The organism is Salmonella sp. A29-2 (genome assembly GCF_020150755.1).
Lineage (GTDB): Bacteria > Pseudomonadota > Gammaproteobacteria > Enterobacterales > Enterobacteriaceae > Salmonella > Salmonella enterica.
In genome coordinates, this window is sequence record NZ_CP083731.1 from 2,647,144 (window position 1) to 2,667,241 (window position 20,098).

18 protein-coding genes are annotated in these 20,098 nt (G+C 54.5%); 7 read left to right on the forward strand and 11 right to left on the reverse strand.

The genetic code is table 11. The features are described from left to right. Positions 1-243 precede the first annotated feature (243 nt). Genes astE through K8W53_RS12975 form a run of 5 tightly spaced genes read right to left on the reverse strand, consistent with a single transcriptional unit; the run spans position 244 to position 6,271 of the window. Positions 244-1,212, reverse strand: coding sequence for a succinylglutamate desuccinylase (gene astE, locus K8W53_RS12955; protein ID WP_023225145.1), 969 nt, complete (start codon positions 1,210-1,212; stop codon positions 244-246). Continuing rightward, positions 1,205-2,548: an N-succinylarginine dihydrolase gene (astB, locus tag K8W53_RS12960; RefSeq protein WP_023225146.1), complete on the reverse strand. Its 1,344-nt coding sequence runs from the start codon at positions 2,546-2,548 to the stop codon at positions 1,205-1,207. Before astB ends, astE begins: the two co-directional genes overlap by 8 nt. Then, a complete protein-coding gene (gene astD / locus K8W53_RS12965) occupies positions 2,545-4,023 on the reverse strand; it encodes a succinylglutamate-semialdehyde dehydrogenase (RefSeq protein ID WP_052939345.1) in 1,479 nt (492 codons plus the stop codon). Before astD ends, astB begins: the two co-directional genes overlap by 4 nt. Then, a complete protein-coding gene (gene astA / locus K8W53_RS12970; protein ID WP_023204088.1) occupies positions 4,020-5,054 on the reverse strand; it encodes an arginine N-succinyltransferase in 1,035 nt (344 codons plus the stop codon). The genes astD and astA overlap by 4 nt, the downstream gene beginning before the upstream one ends. Beyond that, positions 5,045-6,271, reverse strand: coding sequence for an aspartate aminotransferase family protein (locus K8W53_RS12975; protein WP_023224879.1), 1,227 nt, complete (start codon positions 6,269-6,271; stop codon positions 5,045-5,047). Before K8W53_RS12975 ends, astA begins: the two co-directional genes overlap by 10 nt. 445 nt (positions 6,272-6,716) lie before the next feature. Here K8W53_RS12975 and xthA point away from each other — a divergent pair, with 445 nt between their 5' ends. Continuing rightward, positions 6,717-7,523: an exodeoxyribonuclease III gene (xthA, locus tag K8W53_RS12980; RefSeq protein WP_000673954.1), complete on the forward strand. Its 807-nt coding sequence runs from the start codon at positions 6,717-6,719 to the stop codon at positions 7,521-7,523. Positions 7,524-7,595: 72 nt separating this feature from the next. Next, positions 7,596-8,012 carry a pyrimidine (deoxy)nucleoside triphosphate diphosphatase gene (locus K8W53_RS12985; protein ID WP_000592137.1) on the forward strand — a complete coding sequence of 139 codons (417 nt, stop codon included), beginning with the start codon at positions 7,596-7,598 and terminating at the stop codon, positions 8,010-8,012. Here K8W53_RS12985 and K8W53_RS12990 read toward each other — a convergent pair. Next, positions 7,972-8,247 (reverse strand): YnjH family protein, encoded by a 276-nt coding sequence (locus K8W53_RS12990; protein WP_001254682.1) that lies wholly within the window; start codon positions 8,245-8,247, stop codon positions 7,972-7,974. The two genes, K8W53_RS12985 and K8W53_RS12990, sit on opposite strands and share 41 nt — an antisense overlap. Positions 8,248-8,485: 238 nt before the next feature. Between K8W53_RS12990 and gdhA the strand changes: the two genes are divergently transcribed. Beyond that, positions 8,486-9,829 carry an NADP-specific glutamate dehydrogenase gene (gdhA, locus tag K8W53_RS12995; RefSeq protein ID WP_000372865.1) on the forward strand — a complete coding sequence of 448 codons (1,344 nt, stop codon included), beginning with the start codon at positions 8,486-8,488 and terminating at the stop codon, positions 9,827-9,829. A 29-nt stretch (positions 9,830-9,858) separates the two neighbouring features. Here gdhA and topB read toward each other — a convergent pair whose 3' ends face one another. From topB to K8W53_RS13010, 3 genes are all read right to left on the reverse strand, one after another. Next, positions 9,859-11,808, reverse strand: coding sequence for a DNA topoisomerase III (gene topB, locus K8W53_RS13000; RefSeq protein ID WP_052939344.1), 1,950 nt, complete (start codon positions 11,806-11,808; stop codon positions 9,859-9,861). Between the two features lie 4 nt (positions 11,809-11,812). Then, complete coding sequence (selD, locus tag K8W53_RS13005; protein WP_001294900.1) at positions 11,813-12,856, reverse strand: selenide, water dikinase SelD; 1,044 nt, start codon at positions 12,854-12,856, stop codon at positions 11,813-11,815. Between the two features lie 117 nt (positions 12,857-12,973). Continuing rightward, complete coding sequence (locus tag K8W53_RS13010) at positions 12,974-13,525, reverse strand: NAD(P)H nitroreductase (protein WP_000339313.1); 552 nt, start codon at positions 13,523-13,525, stop codon at positions 12,974-12,976. A gap of 173 nt (positions 13,526-13,698) precedes the next feature. Here K8W53_RS13010 and sppA point away from each other — a divergent pair, with 173 nt between their 5' ends. From sppA to pncA, 3 genes are all read left to right on the forward strand, one after another. Then, positions 13,699-15,555, forward strand: a complete 1,857-nt coding sequence (sppA, locus tag K8W53_RS13015) for a signal peptide peptidase SppA (RefSeq protein ID WP_052939343.1) — start codon at positions 13,699-13,701, stop codon at positions 15,553-15,555. A gap of 95 nt (positions 15,556-15,650) precedes the next feature. After that, entirely contained in the window at positions 15,651-16,667 is a 1,017-nt protein-coding gene (gene ansA, locus K8W53_RS13020; protein WP_052939342.1) for an asparaginase, read from the forward strand. Between the two features lie 26 nt (positions 16,668-16,693). After that, positions 16,694-17,350: a bifunctional nicotinamidase/pyrazinamidase gene (gene pncA, locus K8W53_RS13025; protein ID WP_023224516.1), complete on the forward strand. Its 657-nt coding sequence runs from the start codon at positions 16,694-16,696 to the stop codon at positions 17,348-17,350. 349 nt (positions 17,351-17,699) lie between these two features. Here the strand turns inward: pncA and K8W53_RS13030 are convergent, their stop codons facing one another. Both K8W53_RS13030 and msrB read right to left on the reverse strand, forming a co-directional pair. Continuing rightward, the gene (locus K8W53_RS13030) at positions 17,700-17,978 is read right to left on the reverse strand and encodes a YeaC family protein (protein ID WP_001046864.1); all 279 of its coding nucleotides are present in this window, start codon (positions 17,976-17,978) and stop codon (positions 17,700-17,702) included. Positions 17,979-18,019: 41 nt separating this feature from the next. Beyond that, entirely contained in the window at positions 18,020-18,433 is a 414-nt protein-coding gene (gene msrB, locus K8W53_RS13035; protein WP_001537757.1) for a peptide-methionine (R)-S-oxide reductase MsrB, read from the reverse strand. 341 nt (positions 18,434-18,774) lie between these two features. On the opposite strand from msrB, the gene gapA reads away from it, so the two are divergent. Further along, entirely contained in the window at positions 18,775-19,770 is a 996-nt protein-coding gene (gene gapA / locus K8W53_RS13040) for a glyceraldehyde-3-phosphate dehydrogenase (protein ID WP_000153505.1), read from the forward strand. Positions 19,771-20,098: the final 328 nt, after the last annotated feature.

The following is a 20,098-nucleotide window of genomic DNA, read 5'->3' on the forward strand; positions in this document are numbered from 1 at the left end:
CATAACAACGGTAAAACAATGAAAGTATAAAAAACACTTTTTCGCCAATTGTGAAGAAAAAAAGAATAAATTGCGCAGAGTTGAAAGAGAAATATACAACAGCATGATATAGCAGAAATTATGCAGAACTATAACGCAGCAACGCTTATTAATAAAGCAATTCTCCAGGAATAATCCGTAATAGCATGAAACTGTGTCCCAAATCATCCCTGTAATCCTAACGTGAGCTTACAGGGACATTTATCAGGGAAGTCTTTCCAGCATTAATCCAGCCCGCAATCCGCAGGCGACAGAGGGATTAGGAAAGAGAACATATTCAACGTCATGCGTCACCGTCACGCGCTTATCCCCCTCCTCGGCCAGCAACGTTCCCTTCGCAAAGGCAGTAAAATTCAGCGTTTGCGCATCCATATAAAGCGCGAACTTATCGCTGTGACGCGTGATTTGCGACACCACCCGATAGCGTAGCGGCGGCGAAAACGAGGTTGACGTTTCGACACCGCTCAGCAACGCCGACAACGCCTGCGAGGTTACGCTGAACTGCGTCAGATCGTTTTGCCCAAACGGCAACGCCTTTCCCAACTCCAGCGTACAGGAAAGCGCGCCGAAATGTTCAGAGCTAAAGTGCGTAAACGTACCGCCTGGCGCCTGATGAAATACCAACGCCTCCAGTCCTGCCGCGCCCAGCCACGCCAGAAAATCCGCCTCCCACGGGCGGTCGCGCTGCGGCAATACGCCAAAACGCAAATGATGCGAGCCACGAATGGCGGTATGCAGATCCAGATGCCAGCGTACCCGCGCCTGGCCAGATGAAAAGAAGGTATCCAGACTTAGCTCCAGCTCACGCGCCCGCCGCGTTTCATCGCTTTCGGCAAAGGACTGCCAACGCCCGCCAAACATACGGTTCATATCGCTGTGACAATAGCGTATTCCCGCCGCCAGCGCCTGCGGATTGCCGAGTACCACCAGCACTCGCCACGTTAACGTCAAGCTGCCTGAAAACAGCGCCGACAGCAGCCTATCCAGCATCTCGACCGGCGCGGTTTCATTGCCGTGTATCCCCGCAGAAAGAATTAACGCGCGGTCGACCGGCGCATCGGGCGTGAGTTCAAGCAGACCATGGCCTAACCAGCGCCAGCGAAAACCCGCGCTCTTCCCCTGCGTCACCCGTGGTGTCGTGCCGCTTAGCGTCAACGCCAGAAAGTTATCCATCAGCCGCCCCCGTTTGCTGGAAAGGATAAACCGACCCCAAATCCAGCAGACGCGTTAACACATCCAGCGCCTCCCGGCCTTCTCGCAATAATAACGGATCGGCCAGATCGGCGGCGGTCAGGCGATCGCGATAATAACGATCCGCCCACGCGTTAAGGGCCGTAAACAGAGCGTCATTCATCATTACCGCTGGATTCACCGCCCGTCGTTCTTCTTCTGTTAACACCACGCGTAATCGCAGACAGGCCGGCCCGCCGCCGTTGGCCATACTTTCTCGCAAATCAAACACCTGCATCGCGCTGATGGGGTTATCCTCCGCCACCAGCTTATTCAGATAGCGCCAGACGCCGACATGATCCTGACATTCCCGCGGCAACACTAACAGCATTGAGCCGTCGTCACGGCTTAACAACTGACTATTAAACAGGTAGGTCGCCACAGCATCTGATACAGAAACCTCTCCGGCGGGCACCTCTATCGCCATAAAACCGTCAACGCGCGTACGCAACTGATTAATGAGCACTTTCTGCCGGGCAAACGCCGCTTCGTGACAAAACAATACCTGTCGATTCGAAACGGCGATGACATCATTATGGAATACGCCTTGATCGATGACCTCCGGGTTCTGCTGAGCGAAGATAAGCTGTTGCGGATTCACCTGATTAAGACGCGCCACGGCCTCGCTGGCTTCGCGGCTCTGGCGCGCCGGATAACGAGCGGGTCGTATTTCATTCTCCTCTTCGCGCCCATAGACAAAAAGCTGCACGCCTGCCGAACCATACTCGCCGCCAAGACGGTTATGATTCGCCGCGCCTTCATCTCCCAATAATGCGACCTGCGGTAACGCGCTATGCACTGAAAACTGGCTTTCATCGCGAAATATGGCGCGTAGCAGCGCTTCGGTAACAGGCGCCTCAAGAGCGCGATGAAATTTATTGTTTAAATTCGCCACCGTCAGGTGAACTTTCCCGTCCAGCGCGTCTGCCGATGGGCAAACCGTCGCCGCATTCGCAACCCACATTGGCGACGCGGAACTCACGCTGGAAAGCCAGCGTGGCGCCTGACGCGCAACCTTATCCAGAATCTGCTCATCGCTACCCGTGAAGCCGAGCTGACGCAACGCCGGAATAAAAGGCCGCTCATGCGGCGGGATCACCGCCTGGGGAAAGCCGGCATCCGCCAGAGCTTTCATCTTTAGCAGCCCCTGCTTTACCGCCAGACGAGGATTCGACACCTGAAAACGGTGGCGGGTCGATGCCTCATTGCCGAAGGATAGCCCGGCATAATGGTGCGTAAGCCCCACCAGCCCGTCAAAATTAACTTCATGCGCCGTCATACCGCCTCCCTGTGAGAAAAGTCGAGGCCGGGGCTTAATGTCGCAGGCAACGTCAGTTCGGGAGACTCCAGACTAGCCATCGGCCAGGCGCAATAATCGGCGGCATACCAGGCGCTGGGCCGATGGTTGCCAGACGCGCCGACACCACCAAACGGCGCAGTACTCGCTGCCCCGGTGAGCGGTTTATTCCAGTTAACGATCCCAGCCCGCGCCTCCAGCAAGAGCTGTTCGAACTGCGCGCGATCCGTCGACACCAGCCCACACGACAGACCAAAACGGGTATTATTCGCCAGACGAATCGCCTCATCGAAATGCGCATAACGCCAGACGTTCAGCAGCGGACCAAACACCTCTTCATCCGGCACATCCGCGACGCCCGTCAGCTCAATGATGCCAGGCGTCAGCAGAGAGGTTCCCTCTTTGACCTTCCGCGGCGCCAGTAACGTGCGCCCGCCTAATGCCTCTCGTTGACGCCAGGCCTCCATCACATGCTGTGCCGCCTGCGCTGAAATCAGTCCGCCGATAAACGGCTGCGGATCGTCGTCCCATCTGCCGGGCTGCAGACGTCCGGCAACGTCAACCAGCCGCGCCAGAAATGCATCTCCCTGCGCACCCTGTTTTACCAGAAGGCGTCGCGCGCAGGTACAGCGCTGTCCGGCGGTAATAAACGCCGATTGCAGCGTCAGATGTACCGCCGCATCTATATTTGCCACATCCTCAATAATGAGCGGGTTGTTTCCGCCCATTTCAAGAGCCAGGATTTTTTCCGGCTGGCCGGATAGCTGGCGATGAAGCTGATATCCGGTACTGGCGCTGCCGGTAAACAGCAGTCCGTCGAGATCGTCGAGCGAACTTAGCGCTTGTCCGGTCTCCCGGCCGCCCTGCATCAGATTAAGAACGCCTGCCGGTAGCCCCGCCCGTTCCCAGAGTTTTATTACCGTTTCCCCGGTCCATGGCGTTAGCTCGCTAGGTTTGAAGATCAGCGTATTGCCTGCCAGCAACGCGGGCACAATATGGCCATTCGGTAAATGGCCGGGAAAGTTATAAGGGCCGAATACCGCCAGCACACCGTGAGGACGATGGCGCAACGTCGCGGCGCCATCGACAAGTTCGCTTTTTTGTTCGCCTGTTCTGGCGTGGTAAGCCTTAATCGAGATGGCAATCTTATTGATCATCGCCGTCACTTCCGTTGCCGCCTCCCAGCGCGGTTTACCGGTTTCACGCGCGATGACCTCCGTGAGATCGGCTTTATGCGCCTCCAGCAGGGCGGCAAATTTCTCTACGATAGCCTGTCGTGCGGCAAAAGGCTGTCTGGCCCAACGAGGAAATGCCGCGCGCGCCGCCTGACAGGCCTCGGCGACCTGTGCCGCATTAGCGTCATTCCCCTGCCAAAGTATCTCCGCGCTCACCGGGTTCGTTTTGCGGCGGCGTTCGCCCTGACCGGTTATCCAGTCGCCGTTTATCCATAGCGTCATACGGTTTTCTCCTCAGCGCAAAGGCGTACCAGCCGAACGTGGTCGCCCGCGCGACATTTCAGCGCATCCAACTGCGCGGCGGTCAGTACAAGTCGTGAAGTCTGCGGATCGGCACGCACCAGCGCGGCCCGAAAGTGGTGATAGTTTTCATTGGCGACCAGACATGCCGGATAGTCGCCAGGCGCGGGTTGCCCTTCCGCGACTTCCACCAGTCGGCTTTTACGAATAGCCCGCACGCGGTCAATATCACACTCCAGCGTCGGCCCACCGTCGAAGATGTCGATATAGTGGCGATAGCGAAAGCCTTCCTTTTCCAGCACCGCGCGGGCTGGCGCCGTTTGCGGGTGGACTTCGCCAATCACGGCCTGTGCCTCTTCAGATAAGAAGTGGGTATAAATAGGATGTTTGGGCATCAGCTCGGCGATAAACGCTTTTTGCCCGGTACCGCATAAAAAATCCGCCCGGCTGAAATCCATAGAGAAAAAGCGTTTGCCGAGACTTTGCCAGAAGGGAGAATAACCGTGCTCGTCAATGACGCCGCGCATTTCCGCCACCACTTTCTCATTGAATTTATCGCGAAACGCGGCCATAAACATAAAGCGCGATTTTGACAACAGGTAGCCGTTACCCTCTTTACGCCATTCGGGATCGAGAAACAGCGTGCAAAGCTCACTGCTGCCGGTGTGATCATTACTCAGGAATAATGTTGGCAACGCGTTATATACATTCAGCTCTTTGGAGGCATGAACCAGCGTACCGACACGATAGTTATACCAGGGGTCGTTAAGGCCGACCGCGACCTCAATGGCGCAGATCCCGCCAACCTCACCCGTTTCACTGTCCTCGAGAACGAATACATACCCTTGTTCGCCTTTTGGCAGCTCGCCGGACCAGGTTTTTAGCGCGCGTTCAATGCGGGCCACCAGCGTCGCTTCATTTGCCGGTAGCGAGGTTAAGCCGCCGCCCGTTTTGCCTGCAAGCTGCATCAGCGCGGCGATATCCGCATGTTCGACAGGACGAATCACCCGCATGATGCGCCTCCCGTCTGAAGGCGTTCGCACGCCAGGGCAAAACGATCAAGCCCGGTGGCTATCTCCTCGTCGCTCACATTTAACGCTGGCGCAAAACGCACCACGTCGCCGCCGGCGATGAGCACCATCACGCCTGCTTTTGCCGCTTCCTGGGCGATGAGTTTGGCTTTTCCGGCAAACTCCGTCTGTAGCACACAGCCAAGCAGTAGCCCCAGCCCGCGAATTTCACTGAACATGCCAAAACGTACATTAATGGTATTTAGACGTTCAATAAACGCATCGTGGCGCTGTCTGATGCCGTTTTGCATCTCCGGCGTATTGATGATATCCAGTACTTTTCCGGCAACTGCCGTCGCCAGCGGATTACCGCCGTAGGTGGTGCCATGGGTGCCTGGCGTCATAACGCTGGCATAGTCTTGCGTGGTCAGCATCGCGCCGATCGGGAAGCCGCCGCCCAACGCTTTAGCAGTCGTCAGGATATCGGGCGTAACGCCATAATGCATATATGCATACAGTTCGCCGGTACGTCCGACGCCCGTCTGCACCTCATCAAAAATCAGTAACGCCTGATGCCGGTCGCACAATTCACGCAGCCCCTGTAAAAAAGCTTTCGTGGCGGGGATCACGCCGCCCTCGCCCTGCACAGGTTCTACGATCACGGCGCAGGTATTGTCATCAATTAGCGCGCTGGCGGAGTTCAGATCGTTATAGGCTGCATGACGAATATCCGGCGGCAGCGGCGCAAAGTCCTGTGAATAGGTGGGTTGACCGCCAGCGCTGACGGTAAAGAGCGTGCGGCCATGGAACGCGTTTTTAAAGGCCACAATGCCGCTTTTATGATTGCCGACACGATCGTGGGCATATTTGCGCGCCAGTTTTAATGCTGCTTCATTTGCTTCAGCGCCTGAATTACAAAAGAAAACGCGTTCGGCGAAGGTCGCGTCGATCAGTTTTTTCGCCAGTCGCAGCGCCGGTTCATTGGTGTAACCGTTCCCGGTATGCCAGAAGCGATTCGCCTGTTCATTTAACGCCTCGCGCAGCGCCGGATGCGCATGTCCCAAGGCGTTGACCGCGATCCCGCCAGCAAAATCAATGTACTCTTTCCCCTGCTGATCCCACAGGCGTGAGCCTTCTCCGCGTACAGGAATAAAAGGCGCGGGAATGTATACTGGCACCATCCATTCATCAAAGTTTTCACGCGTAACTGACAGAGACATAGCGACCTCTTTTGGTAAAAATAAAGTTATTTATATGTTAATTAATATGAGTGTTTGCGCTGTAAATGTAGATTGCAGCATTCGTGCCAGCCAGCGTTAACATTGCATAAACAGAAGTGATAAACGGTAAATCAATGGGTTACAGCGTAGCGATATTCACTTTTACTGCATGAAAAGTGAATATTCCCGCATAATCGGTGGCTAAAAAGAGGAAAAAGCGAAATATTATTCAGTTGCCAAATATAATTCTGGAATTGTGATCTTATACGAAATTTACTGGAAATTACCGCCCCGTTCTGGCGCATCTGCACGCAAACCGTGCCATTTTCGCGCTATAGAAAACACCACATGCTTCCATTGGCCGAATCTGACGATGAGTGGCAGTCACCCGGTAAAATTTCTGTTACCATCCCAACACGATTCACCTTGCAAAGTGGCAGTGACTATGAAATTTGTCTCTTTTAATATCAACGGCCTGCGCGCCCGTCCCCATCAGCTTGAAGCGATTGTCGAAAAACACCAGCCCGATGTGATCGGCCTACAGGAGACAAAAGTCCACGACGAAATGTTCCCGCTCGAAGAGGTCGCGAAGCTGGGCTATAACGTTTTCTATCATGGACAAAAGGGCCATTACGGCGTCGCGCTGCTAACAAAAGCCACGCCCATTTCCGTCAGACGCGGTTTCCCGGATGATGGCGAAGAGGCGCAACGCCGCATTATCATGGCGGAAATCCCCTCGCCGCTGGGTAATATTACCGTCATTAACGGCTATTTCCCGCAGGGGGAAAGCCGGGATCATCCGTTGAAGTTCCCCGCGAAAGCGCAGTTTTACCAGAACTTGCAAAACTATCTTGAAACGGAACTCAAGTGCGATAATCCGGTATTAATTATGGGCGACATGAATATCAGCCCGACCGATCTGGATATTGGCATCGGCGAAGAGAACCGCAAACGCTGGCTGCGTACCGGTAAATGCTCCTTCCTGCCGGAGGAGCGTGAATGGATGTCGCGGTTACTGAAGTGGGGATTAGTGGACACGTTCCGTCAGGCGAATCCGCAAACGATGGATAAATTTTCGTGGTTTGATTACCGCTCAAAAGGTTTCGTGGATAATCGCGGGCTGCGTATCGACCTCTTGCTGGCAAGCGCTCCGCTGGCGGAACGTTGCGCAGAAACCGGTATAGACTACGACATTCGCAGTATGGAAAAACCCTCCGACCATGCGCCGGTCTGGGCGACGTTTCGTGTTTGATTCCGCTTTCTGATTAACCGTAAGGCCGGGATAGCGCGACGCTTCCCGGCAGGAATAACGACCTTAACGACAATGATAAAAAAACTCGATGTTGTTGCCGCCATCATTGAACGCGACGGCAAAATTCTGCTGGCCCAGCGCCCAGCTCATGCGGATCAAGCCGGTTTATGGGAGTTTGCCGGCGGTAAAGTCGAACCCGGCGAAACCCAGCCGCAGGCGCTTGTCCGCGAGCTACGCGAAGAGTTAGGGATTGACGCCACGCCCGGCGTCTATATCGCCAGCCATCAACGCGACGTGTCTGGCCGACGAATTCATTTGCACGCCTGGCATGTGCCTGCGTTTAACGGTCTGATACGTGCGCTGGAACATCAGGCATTAGCCTGGTGTACGCCGGAAGAGGCGCTGGAGTACCCCCTCGCCCCGGCGGATATTCCGCTATTGCAGGCGTTTATGGCTTTACGCGACGCCAGACTAACGGATTCGTGCTGATGGTTTTTTCGTCACGCTGGCACTGGAGCAAGACGCCTTCCACTTTTATTACCGCGCCTTCGGAGTAATTCTGATCCTGGTAAACGCAGCACTGAATGCAGGGCTGGGACGACTGACCGCGCGTGCTGAAAACTTCCGGCGGGACATTCACCTGAATATCAGGACGACTGTTTTGGTTTGCCAGCCCGACCATTGGCATTATCGCCATCACGGCGACCACGAGGCTTCGGCGCATAGGATTTCCTTATTTTTCTAAGTATATTCTCAGTATAACGGTAAGCCGCCGTGAAAACTTTAGTCCTCTTTTGTCATCGCTTTTAGTTATGACCCTCGCCCCGTTATGAATTTACTTAGCAGCGTCATTTTTTTCTTGCTTACCGTCACATTGCTGATGGTATAGTCGAAAACTGCAAATACATATTCTGATAAAACGCAAATACAACCACATTAATATATAAGAGGTTTTTATATCTATGGATCAGACATGTTCTCTGGAATCGTTCCTCAACCATGTACAAAAGCGCGACCCGCATCAAACCGAGTTCGCGCAAGCCGTCCGTGAAGTCATGACCACCCTGTGGCCGTTTCTTGAACAAAACCCCCGTTACCGCCACATGTCTTTACTGGAACGTTTGGTTGAACCAGAGCGCGTAATTCAGTTTCGCGTAGTGTGGCTGGACGACAAAAACCAGGTGCAGGTAAATCGCGCCTGGCGCGTGCAGTTCAACTCTGCTATCGGCCCCTATAAAGGCGGTATGCGCTTCCATCCTTCGGTAAACCTTTCCATCCTTAAGTTCCTCGGCTTTGAGCAAACCTTTAAAAATGCCCTCACCACGTTGCCGATGGGCGGCGGTAAAGGCGGCAGCGATTTCGATCCGAAAGGGAAAAGCGAAGGCGAAGTGATGCGTTTCTGCCAGGCGCTGATGACTGAACTGTATCGCCATTTAGGGCCGGATACCGACGTGCCTGCCGGGGATATCGGCGTGGGCGGGCGCGAAGTGGGCTTTATGGCGGGAATGATGCGCAAGCTTTCCAATAACAGCGCCTGCGTCTTCACCGGCAAAGGGCTTTCCTTCGGCGGAAGCCTGATTCGCCCGGAGGCGACGGGCTATGGCCTGGTCTACTTCACTGAAGCGATGCTTAAACGTCATGGTCTCGGTTTCGAAGGGATGCGCGTCGCCGTGTCCGGCTCCGGCAACGTCGCGCAATACGCCATTGAGAAAGCGATGGCCTTTGGCGCGCGCGTGGTTACCGCGTCGGATTCGAGCGGGACGGTGGTCGATGAAAGTGGCTTCACGCCAGAGAAGCTGGCGCGTCTGTGTGAAATTAAAGCCAGCCGTGACGGTCGCGTCGCTGACTACGCCCGTGAGTTTGGCTTAACCTATCTGGAAGGCCAGCAGCCCTGGAGCGTACCGGTGGATATCGCCCTGCCATGCGCGACGCAGAACGAACTGGACGTTGACGCCGCGCGCGTACTGATTGCCAATGGCGTAAAAGCCGTGGCGGAAGGGGCAAATATGCCAACCACGATTGAAGCGACCGATCTCTTCCTTGAGGCGGGCGTACTGTTTGCGCCGGGTAAAGCCGCCAACGCGGGCGGCGTGGCGACATCGGGGCTGGAAATGGCGCAGAACGCCGCGCGGTTGAGCTGGAAAGCCGAGAAAGTGGACGCCCGTCTGCATCACATTATGCTGGATATCCACCACGCCTGTGTCGAGTACGGCGGCGATAATAAGCATACCAACTACGTTCAGGGCGCCAACATCGCCGGTTTCGTGAAAGTCGCCGACGCCATGCTGGCGCAGGGCGTCATTTAATCCCGTCGTCAGGCCAGATGGCTTTACGCTTATTCGGTCTGACGGCCTGTCTCCTCAGCAGGCGGGCTTTTTTTGCCCGCTCGCTTACGCGGCGCGCTCTTTTTCTTGTCTCCACCGCCTGGCGCGACTATCCCTCTGAAGCGCTTCACCGGCGTGCGCTTAGCCTGATCGATCAGCTGATATAACGTGCCGACCAGCGGTTGCATAAAATCCTGGTAACGGCACTGCTTTTCGCTGATTTGCGTCAAAACAGATTCCCAGTGCGCGGTCATATCTGGACGGGCCGCCATTTCCGGCAGCGAATGTATTAACGCTTTGCCAGCATCGGTAGAATGAATATAGCGCCCTTTTTTGGTCAGAAAGCTACGTTTGAACAGCAGCTCAATAATCCCGGCGCGCGTGGCTTCCGTCCCCAGCCCATCGGTCGCGCGCAGGATCTTTTTCAGATCTTTATCCTGCACGAAGCGGGCAATTCCGGTCATCGCGGAAAGCAATGTCGCATCGGTGAAATGACGCGGCGGCTGGGTTTGGCGTTCGACCACTTCCCCCTTTTCACACAGCAACTCATCACCTTTGGCGACAACCGGCAGCGGCGTACCGTCGTTTTCCTCGTCGCGCTCTTTACTGCCCAGTAACGTCCGCCAACCGGCCTCCGCCAGAAAACGCGCTTTGGCGACAAATTTCCCTTTGGCGATTTCCAGTTCAATAACGCATTTACGAAACACCGCGTCCGGGCAGAACTGCATCAGATACTGACGCGCAATCAGGGTGTACACTTTCGCTTCGTTTTCCGTCAGATGGACAGAAGAACTGCGCGCCGTCGGGATAATCGCGTGGTGCGCATCCACTTTTTTGTCATCCCAGCAGCGATTGCGCGTATCAGGATTAACCACAGACTGCGGCAGTAAATCCGGGGCGTGGACGCTAATCGCGTTCATGACCGCCTGCCGTCCGGCAAAGTGTTCTTCCGGCAGATAACGGCAGTCGGAACGCGGATAGGTAATCAGTTTGTGGGTTTCATAGAGCTTCTGACAAATATCAAGCACGTTTTGCGCGCTCAGGCCAAAGCGTTTAGCGGCTTCAATCTGTAGCGTCGAGAGCGAAAACGGCAGCGGCGCGGATTCTGATTCCCGTTTATCATTATAACTGGTTACCAGCGCGGGCTGACCGTTGATTCGGTTCACTACATGCTCCGCCAGCGGACGATGAAGCAAGCGCCCCTCTTCATCCTGATAAGGTTCGCACGCCTCGCTCGGCTGCCAGATAGCGGTAAAACGCTCCTCGGCAGGCGTAACGATGTGCGCCTTCACTTCAAAGAAGTCTTTGGCGACGAAGTTCTCAATCTCTTCGTCTCGCCGCACCACCAGCCCCAGTACCGGCGTCTGCACGCGTCCCACGGATAACACGCCCTGATAGCCGGCATTACGGCCCAGGATCGTGTAAGCGCGGGTCATATTAATGCCATACAGCCAGTCCGCTCTCGCTCGCGCCAGCGCGGAGACGCACAGCGGCACGAAGTCGCTGTTCGCTCGCAGCCTGTCGATAGCACGCTCGACCGCCTGCGGGTTAAGGTCGTTTATCAGACAACGCCGCACCTGTTGGCGCTTTTCGGCAGGAAGCTGGAGATAATCCAGCACTTCATCAACCAGAAGCTGCCCTTCGCGATCCGGGTCGCCAGCGTGAATAATTTCACCGGCTTGATGCAAAAAGCGCTTAATCACATTGAGCTGTTTGGTGACGGAAGGACGAGGCTGAAGCTGCCATTTTTCCGGCACGATAGGCAGGTCAGCCAGATTCCAGCGCGCATAACGGCTGTCATACGCATCCGGCTGCGCCTGTTCCAGCAAATGACCAATACACCAGGTGACGACCTGCCCGTTTCCGCACTCAATAAAACCATCGCCTTTACGGTGCGGTTTTGGCAGCACATCCGCAATGGCGCGCCCCAGACTCGGTTTTTCGGCAATAAACAACCGCATCAGGTTAACGAATCTCAACCATAGCGCGACCGCCGCGGGCCTCGACCAGTTCGCCAATCGCGGTCAGATCGATACCAAATTCCGCCGCGGTGGCTTTAACATCGTCTTCGGCGTCCGGCGTTACCGCCAACAACAGACCGCCTGACGTTTGCGGATCGCACAGCAGGCTACGAACTTCACGCGACATGTCGCCCATCAGATGACCATAGCTGGCGAAGTTGCGCTCTGTGCCGCCCGGTACGGCGCCCAGAGCAATATACTCTTCCACGCCCGGCAGTTTAGGGATGTCCTGATAGCAAAGCAGCGCCTGCACGCCTGCGCCCTGGCACATCTCGCTCAGGTGCCCCAGCAGGCCAAAACCGGTAACGTCAGTCATGGCTTTTACGCCGTCGATATTGGCAAACGCCGCGCCAGCAACGTTCATCCGACACATGACTTCCGTCGCCAGCCCCTGATGTTCAGGTTTAAGCAGCGATTTTTTCTCGGCAGTGGTCAACACGCCAATCCCCAACGGTTTGGTCAGAAAGAGTTTGCATCCCGCCTGCGCGGTACTGTTTTTCTTCACCCGTTCGGTCGGCACTACGCCTGTGACCGCGAGACCGAAGATCGGCTCCGGGGCGTCAATAGAGTGTCCGCCCGCCAGCGCGATACCGGCCTGACGGCAGGCAAAGCGCCCCCCCTCGGTCACTTCACGCGCAATATCGGGCGACAGGGTATTAATCGGCCAGCCAAGGATCGCGATCGCCATAATCGGTTTGCCGCCCATCGCAAAAATATCGCTGATGGCGTTTGTTGCCGCAATGCGGCCAAAATCAAACGGGTTGTCGACTATCGGCATAAAGAAGTCGGTGGTGCTGATAATACTGGTGCCATTACCCAGATCGTAAACCGCCGCATCATCGCGGGTTTCATTACCCACCAGCAGGTTCGGGTCGACGAACTTCGCCTGCTCGCTATGCAGGATAGTCTCCAGCACTTTAGGGGAAATTTTACAACCGCAACCAGCGCCGTGGCTGTATTGCGTTAAACGAATGGCTTGCTCGCTCATGGACATCTCCTGTCATTGCATTCGCGCTATGGTAGCGCTCATTCCCTGATGTGGTAAGTATCACTGTCTGAATTACCGCGCCTTTGCTCAGAATCCAGACAGTTTTATCCCTCAGCGTCAGAAATAACGCACAAACGGCGTGGGGTCGGGGGTACTGATCGTCGTTGACGCTTTGAGCTGCGGCGTGCCGAGATAGAGAAAACCAACAATTTTATCCTGCGGGCGGCACTCAAAGGCTTCCCGCACGATAGCGCTCTCCGTTAATGCACCGCTACGCCAGATACCATTAAACCCTTGCGCAATCGCCGCCATTTGCATCGCCATCACCGCGCATCCGGCAGACATCTCCTGTTCCCACACCGGAACCTTATGGTTTTCTTCGCATTTCGCCACCACGGTAATGATCAGCGGTGCGCGAAACGGCGCATTACGCGCTTTTTCGATCGCTTTCTCATCGCCCCCGGCAGCGACAGCGCCTTGTTCAAGCACGGCGCTGAAGCGGTCGCGCCCCTCTCCTTCAATCACAAAAAAACGCCACGGCTGTAGAGATTTATGATCGGGAACACGCATTCCCGCCCGCAGAATGTTCTGTAATTGCTCTCCGACAGGCGCCGGTTCTGCGAGACGAGAGGCGCTACGACGGTTGACCAGCAGTTCTAGTGCATCCATTTGATTAACTCCAGCAATGATATTTATTCACAAAATTAACACGGGAGCGGATTTTGTTACAGCGCAGGCAGTGATTCCTGCTGACAACTGCCTGATGGGTCATTACGATAGCCACATCTTAATGCTTTATCCTCACCAAGGTATAAGCGTTGTTACTCAGATAGGGAGAATACATGCGAACCCTGTGGCGATTTATTGCCGGATTTTTTAAATGGACGTGGCGAGTGTTGAACTTCGTCCGTGAAATGGTACTCAACCTGTTCTTTATTTTTCTGGTCCTGGTGGGCGTTGGGATCTGGATGCAGATCGGTAACGGCAACAACAGTGAGCAAACGGCGCGCGGCGCTCTGCTGCTGGATATTTCCGGCGTCATTGTGGATAAACCCTCCACCAATCACCGTCTGGGCGCGCTGGGTCGCCAGTTATTTGGCGCCAGCTCCGACCGTCTGCAGGAAAACTCCCTGTTTGACATCGTCAACGCTATTCGTCAGGCGAAAGATGACCGTAACATCACTGGTATCGTTCTGGATCTGAAAAACTTCACCGGCGCCGATCAGCCGTCAATGCGCTATATCGGTAAAGCGCTGCGCGAATTCCGCGACAGCGGCAAACCGGTTTTCGCCGTGGGTGAAAACTACAGCCAGGGTCAGTATTACCTCGCCAGTTTCGCCAATAAAATTTGGCTTTCCCCACAGGGTCAGGTAGACCTTCACGGCTTCGCTACGAATGGCCTGTACTACAAAACGCTGCTGGATAAACTGAAAGTCTCTACCCACGTTTTCCGGGTCGGCACCTATAAATCCGCCGTCGAGCCGTTTATCCGCGACGATATGTCGCCCGCCGCCCGCGAGGCCGACAGTCGCTGGATAGGCGAACTGTGGCAGAACTACCTGCATACCGTTTCCGCCAATCGCCAGATTTCGCCGCAACAACTCTTCCCCGGCGCGCAGGCTATTATCGACGGGTTAACCAGCGTGGGCGGCGACACCGCCAAATATGCGCTCGACCATAAACTGGTGGACGCCCTCGCCTCCAGCGCAGATGTTGAAAAAGCGCTGACGAAGCAGTTTGGCTGGAGCAAAACCGAAAATAACTATCGCGCGATCAGCTATTACGATTATTCGCTGAAAACGCCTGCGGATACCGGCGGTACTATTGCGGTTATTTTCGCCAATGGCGCGATTATGGATGGCGAAGAAACGCCAGGGAATGTCGGCGGCGACACTACGGCATCGCAAATCCGCGACGCACGCCTTGATCCTAAAGTGAAAGCGATTGTGCTGCGCGTCAATAGCCCAGGCGGTAGCGTCAACGCCTCCGAAGTTATCCGCGCCGAACTGGCGGCGGCAAGAGCGGCTGGCAAACCGGTGGTGGTCTCAATGGGCGGCATGGCGGCCTCCGGCGGTTACTGGATCTCTACGCCGGCAAACTATATCGTGGCCAGCCCCAGCACGCTGACGGGTTCAATTGGCATCTTCGGCGTCATCAATACGGTAGAAAACAGCCTGTCGTCGATTGGCGTACACAGCGACGGCGTTTCCACCTCGCCGCTGGCGGATATTTCGATGACCAAAGCGCTGTCACCGGAAGTGCAGCAGATGATGCAACTCAGTATTGAGTACGGCTACAAACGCTTTATCACACTGGTGGCAAACGCGCGTAAGCGTACGCCGGAGCAGATTGATAAAATCGCACAAGGCCATGTCTGGACCGGAGAAGACGCGAAAGCCAATGGTCTGGTGGACAGTCTCGGCGACTTTGACGACGCCGTCGCCAAAGCGGCGGAGCTGGCGAAACTGAAACAGTGGCATCTTGATTACTATCAGGACGAACCGACGGTCCTTGATATGGTCATGGACAGTATGACCGGATCAGTACGCGCCATGCTGCCGGAGGCCATTCAGGCGATGCTCCCGGCGCCGCTCGTTTCCGCCGCCAACACGGTGAAGGCCGAGGGGGATAAACTGGCGGCATTTAACGATCCGCAAAACCGTTATGCGTTCTGTTTGACTTGCGCGAACGTTCGCTAATGCTTCATCAATAGCCATACCGGATGGCGGCGTCTGCTCATAGCCGCCATCCTATAATCATTAATACGTCCTTCGCGACACGACTGAACATTATCATGCAAAAGAAATCAATTTACGTTGCCTATACCGGCGGTACTATCGGTATGCAGCGCTCAGATAAAGGGTATATCCCGGTGTCCGGGCACCTTCAGCGCCAGCTGGCGCTGATGCCGGAATTCCACCGCCCGGAGATGCCGGATTTTACCATCCATGAATATGCCCCGCTGATGGATTCATCAGATATGACGCCGGAAGACTGGCAGCATATCGCTGCAGATATCAAAGCGCACTACGATGAGTATGACGGTTTTGTTATTCTGCACGGCACCGACACGATGGCGTTTACCGCATCGGCGCTCTCTTTCATGCTGGAAAATCTGGATAAACCGGTCATTGTGACAGGGTCACAAATTCCGCTGGCTGAGCTGCGCTCCGACGGGCAAATTAATTTGCTGAATGCGCTTTATGTCGCCGCCAACTACCCTATTAATGAAGTAACGCTGTTTTTTAATAATCGTCTGTTCCGCGGCAATCGCACGACCAAAGCCCATGCGGATGGTTTTGACGCTTTTGCCTCTCCTAATCTGCCGCCCTTGCTGGAAGCAGGAATTCACATTCGCCGTTTAAATACGCCTCCCGCGCCCTACGGTTCTGGTGAATTAATCGTTCACCCTATTACGCCGCAGCCGATAGGCGTAGTGACGATTTATCCGGGGATTTCCGCCGAGGTAGTACGTAACTTTCTGCGTCAGCCGGTAAAAGCGCTGATTCTGCGCTCTTATGGCGTAGGCAACGCGCCGCAAAATAAAGCGTTTTTACAGGAGCTGAAAGAGGCCAGTTCGCGCGGCATCGTGGTGGTTAACCTGACGCAATGCATGTCAGGGCGAGTCAATATGGGCGGGTACGCTACCGGTAATGCACTGGCGCACGCTGGCGTGATTGGTGGTGCCGATATGACTGTCGAAGCCACCTTAACCAAACTGCATTATTTGTTAAGCCAGGGTCTGGACACTCAGGCGATTCGTAGCGCGATGGCGCAAAACTTGCGTGGTGAATTGACGCCGGATGATTAAAAAATCCCGACGACAAGGAGAAGATAATGACAAACCGGGCCTTATTACTGGTCGACTTGCAAAATGACTTTTGCGCCGGCGGCGCGCTGGCTGTAGCGGAAGGCGACAGCACCATCGACATCGCCAACGCTCTTATTGACTGGTGCCAGCCCCGGCAGATTCCGGTGCTGGCCAGCCAGGACTGGCATCCCGCGCAGCATGGCAGCTTCGCCAGCCAGCATCAGGCGGAACCCTATAGTCAGGGAAAGCTGGACGGGCTGCCGCAAACGCTCTGGCCGGATCACTGCGTTCAACATACCGACGGCGCGGCGTTACATCCCCTGCTTAACCAACATGCGATTAACGCCTGCATCTATAAGGGTGAAAACCCGCTGATTGATAGCTACAGCGCGTTTTTTGACAACGAACATCGGCAGAAAACTACCCTTGATACCTGGCTTCGCGAGCATGACGTTACCGAGCTTATCGTGATGGGGTTGGCGACCGATTACTGCGTAAAATTTACGGTGCTGGATGCGCTAGAGTTGGGCTATGCCGTTAACGTTATCACCGATGGCTGTCGCGGCGTGAATATTCACCCGCAGGATAGCGCACACGCGTTTATGGAGATGGCGGCGGCAGGCGCGACGCTGTATACGCTGGCAGACTGGGAAGAGACGCAGGGCCAGGCTGTCGCTAGGTAGCGGAGCAGGTATCGTATCCGGTCAATACATCACGCAACGGTGAGACCATTGCATAGATCTTTGGGCCGGATACGTCACGTCAGCGTCGCTACCAGGCAAAGCTCAACGCAGGCTGGAGAGCGCTTCCAACGAAACAGATTAAAAAGCGCGGGCTGGCTGGCGCAAGTTCCGGGAATAGGCCGCCGATGACAATAACCAGTTAGCGACACAGTTGGCGGACTCGCTGGACATTAAGCGTTATTCGTAAAAATATGGCGGGCCTGTGCCTGGCAGCAATGAGCAGGCCCGGTAAACACAACGCATTGGCAATGAAACCGCCGGATGGCGGCTACCTCTTATCCGGCTGCCGTTACTGCATTTTCAATGTCGCAATCGGCTTTGACGTAATACCGAAATCCGCTTTGAGCTGCTGCTTGCTTTTCATCACCATCTGACCGTGAGTATCGATCGTCATATGTTGCGCTTCGGTATTGTGCCGCGCCTGCCATAGCATCACCAGCTGCAGGCTGTTTTCTTTCTGTTCCGGCGTCAACGCCACGCCATCCGGCCATTTACCCAGCTCAACGGCGGTGGATAAACGTTGATACACTTCCGGCGTCATGCTGTTAATGATCTCATCAAGATTCATGATGTGTCCGCTCCTGTGGAATAATTTGCTGAATCGTTTTTTCAGCCTTTCAGTTGATCGCCGTTTTTCTCGTCAGAAAAGGCCAGCGAGGCCGAATTAACGCAATAGCGCTCACCGGTTGGCTGCGGACCATCCGGGAAAACGTGTCCGAGATGCGCATCGCAGTTACCGCAACGAATTTCGACACGCTGCATGCCATGAGAAAAATCGTCTATGTAACGAATCGCCTCTTCGCTGACAGGCTGGTAAAAGCTAGGCCAGCCGCAGCCTGAATCGTATTTGGTGTGGGAGTGAAAAAGCGGCATATCACAGACCAGGCAGTGATAAACCCCATCGCGTTTATTATGTAGCAGGCGTCCGGTAAATGGCGGTTCTGTGCCACGATCCTGCGTCACGTAGAATTGCATTTCGGACAATTTTTTCTTGAGTTCTTCTGCTGAAGGTTGGTTAGCCATTTGCTCACATCTCACTTTAAACGTGCTCACATTGCCTGACCGATTCTAACAAAACATTAACACCTCAGTACCAACTTTTGTTCTAAACTTGATCATTGCGAAATGGCGGCTCACGAATCGTGACTGGTGTCACATTATTATCTCGGTTGCCCTTTAAAATTCGGGGCGGCGCCCCCATGTGGTTTCAAGCCGAAAGGAAGAGTGAGGCGAATCAGCCGCGCAAAGGTTGTGCAGAGGATTGATTTGTCGCAATGATTGACACGATTCCGCTTGACGCTGCGTAAGGTTTTTGTAATTTTACAGGCAACCTTTTATTCACTAACAAATAGCTGGTGGAATATATGACTATCAAAGTAGGTATCAACGGTTTTGGCCGTATCGGTCGCATTGTTTTCCGTGCTGCTCAGAAACGTTCTGACATCGAGATCGTTGCAATCAACGACCTGTTAGACGCAGAGTACATGGCATACATGCTGAAATATGACTCCACTCACGGCCGTTTCGACGGTACTGTTGAAGTGAAAGACGGTCATCTGATCGTTAACGGTAAAAAAATCCGTGTTACCGCTGAACGCGATCCGGCTAACCTGAAATGGGACGAAGTTGGTGTTGACGTAGTGGCTGAAGCTACCGGTATCTTCCTGACTGACGAAACCGCGCGTAAACACATCACCGCTGGCGCGAAAAAAGTGGTTCTGACGGGTCCGTCTAAAGACAACACCCCAATGTTTGTTAAAGGCGCTAACTTTGACAAATACGAAGGCCAGGACATCGTTTCCAACGCTTCCTGCACCACCAACTGCCTGGCGCCGCTGGCTAAAGTTATCAACGACAACTTCGGCATCATCGAAGGTCTGATGACTACTGTTCACGCGACTACCGCAACCCAGAAAACCGTTGACGGCCCGTCTCACAAAGACTGGCGCGGCGGCCGCGGCGCATCTCAGAACATCATCCCGTCCTCTACTGGCGCTGCTAAAGCGGTAGGTAAAGTACTGCCTGAACTGAATGGCAAACTGACCGGTATGGCGTTCCGTGTTCCTACTCCGAACGTATCCGTTGTTGACCTGACCGTTCGTCTGGAAAAAGCGGCTACCTACGAGCAGATCAAAGCTGCTGTTAAAGCTGCTGCCGAAGGCGAAATGAAAGGCGTTCTGGGTTACACCGAAGACGACGTTGTATCTACCGATTTCAACGGCGAAGTATGCACTTCCGTGTTCGATGCTAAAGCAGGCATCGCGCTGAACGACAACTTCGTGAAACTGGTCTCCTGGTACGATAACGAAACCGGTTACTCCAACAAAGTACTGGACCTGATTGCTCACATCTCCAAATAAGTTGAGATGACACAGTCATTGGTAAGAGCGACTCAGGTCGCTCTTTTTTTTGCTTAAAGATATACCCGTCATACTTCAAGTTGCAGGTGTGTTGGCTATGCTTTCTCACCCGAATCACTGACGGAAGTCGAACTTATCGGGATGAATCAGGGATGTCCATGTCCCTGGCCGGAGATGACCTACGGTTGTTCAAATTCGTTCCCGATGAATTTGTCGTTCACTTGCCGCGTTACTCGGCCTGCGGCCTCGCCTCTACGGGCCAGCGCAAGCACTGGTCAAGGCACAAGCGCCTTGTCATGCAACTCGAATTATTTAGGGTTAAGAGGAT

Bases quoted from the DNA above. Each gene is read 5' to 3' on its own strand.
- astE (WP_023225145.1), bottom strand. From the start codon at position 1,212: ATGGATAACTTTCTGGCGTTGACGCTAAGCGGCACGACACCACGGGTG.
- astB (WP_023225146.1), bottom strand. From the start codon at position 2,548: ATGACGGCGCATGAAGTTAATTTTGACGGGCTGGTGGGGCTTACGCAC.
- astD (WP_052939345.1), bottom strand. From the start codon at position 4,023: ATGACGCTATGGATAAACGGCGACTGGATAACCGGTCAGGGCGAACGC.
- astA (WP_023204088.1), bottom strand. From the start codon at position 5,054: ATGCGGGTGATTCGTCCTGTCGAACATGCGGATATCGCCGCGCTGATG.
- K8W53_RS12975 (WP_023224879.1), bottom strand. From the start codon at position 6,271: ATGTCTCTGTCAGTTACGCGTGAAAACTTTGATGAATGGATGGTGCCA.
- xthA (WP_000673954.1), top strand. From the start codon at position 6,717: ATGAAATTTGTCTCTTTTAATATCAACGGCCTGCGCGCCCGTCCCCAT.
- K8W53_RS12985 (WP_000592137.1), top strand. From the start codon at position 7,596: ATGATAAAAAAACTCGATGTTGTTGCCGCCATCATTGAACGCGACGGC.
- K8W53_RS12990 (WP_001254682.1), bottom strand. From the start codon at position 8,247: ATGCGCCGAAGCCTCGTGGTCGCCGTGATGGCGATAATGCCAATGGTC.
- gdhA (WP_000372865.1), top strand. From the start codon at position 8,486: ATGGATCAGACATGTTCTCTGGAATCGTTCCTCAACCATGTACAAAAG.
- topB (WP_052939344.1), bottom strand. From the start codon at position 11,808: ATGCGGTTGTTTATTGCCGAAAAACCGAGTCTGGGGCGCGCCATTGCG.
- selD (WP_001294900.1), bottom strand. From the start codon at position 12,856: ATGAGCGAGCAAGCCATTCGTTTAACGCAATACAGCCACGGCGCTGGT.
- K8W53_RS13010 (WP_000339313.1), bottom strand. From the start codon at position 13,525: ATGGATGCACTAGAACTGCTGGTCAACCGTCGTAGCGCCTCTCGTCTC.
- sppA (WP_052939343.1), top strand. From the start codon at position 13,699: ATGCGAACCCTGTGGCGATTTATTGCCGGATTTTTTAAATGGACGTGG.
- ansA (WP_052939342.1), top strand. From the start codon at position 15,651: ATGCAAAAGAAATCAATTTACGTTGCCTATACCGGCGGTACTATCGGT.
- pncA (WP_023224516.1), top strand. From the start codon at position 16,694: ATGACAAACCGGGCCTTATTACTGGTCGACTTGCAAAATGACTTTTGC.
- K8W53_RS13030 (WP_001046864.1), bottom strand. From the start codon at position 17,978: ATGAATCTTGATGAGATCATTAACAGCATGACGCCGGAAGTGTATCAA.
- msrB (WP_001537757.1), bottom strand. From the start codon at position 18,433: ATGGCTAACCAACCTTCAGCAGAAGAACTCAAGAAAAAATTGTCCGAA.
- gapA (WP_000153505.1), top strand. From the start codon at position 18,775: ATGACTATCAAAGTAGGTATCAACGGTTTTGGCCGTATCGGTCGCATT.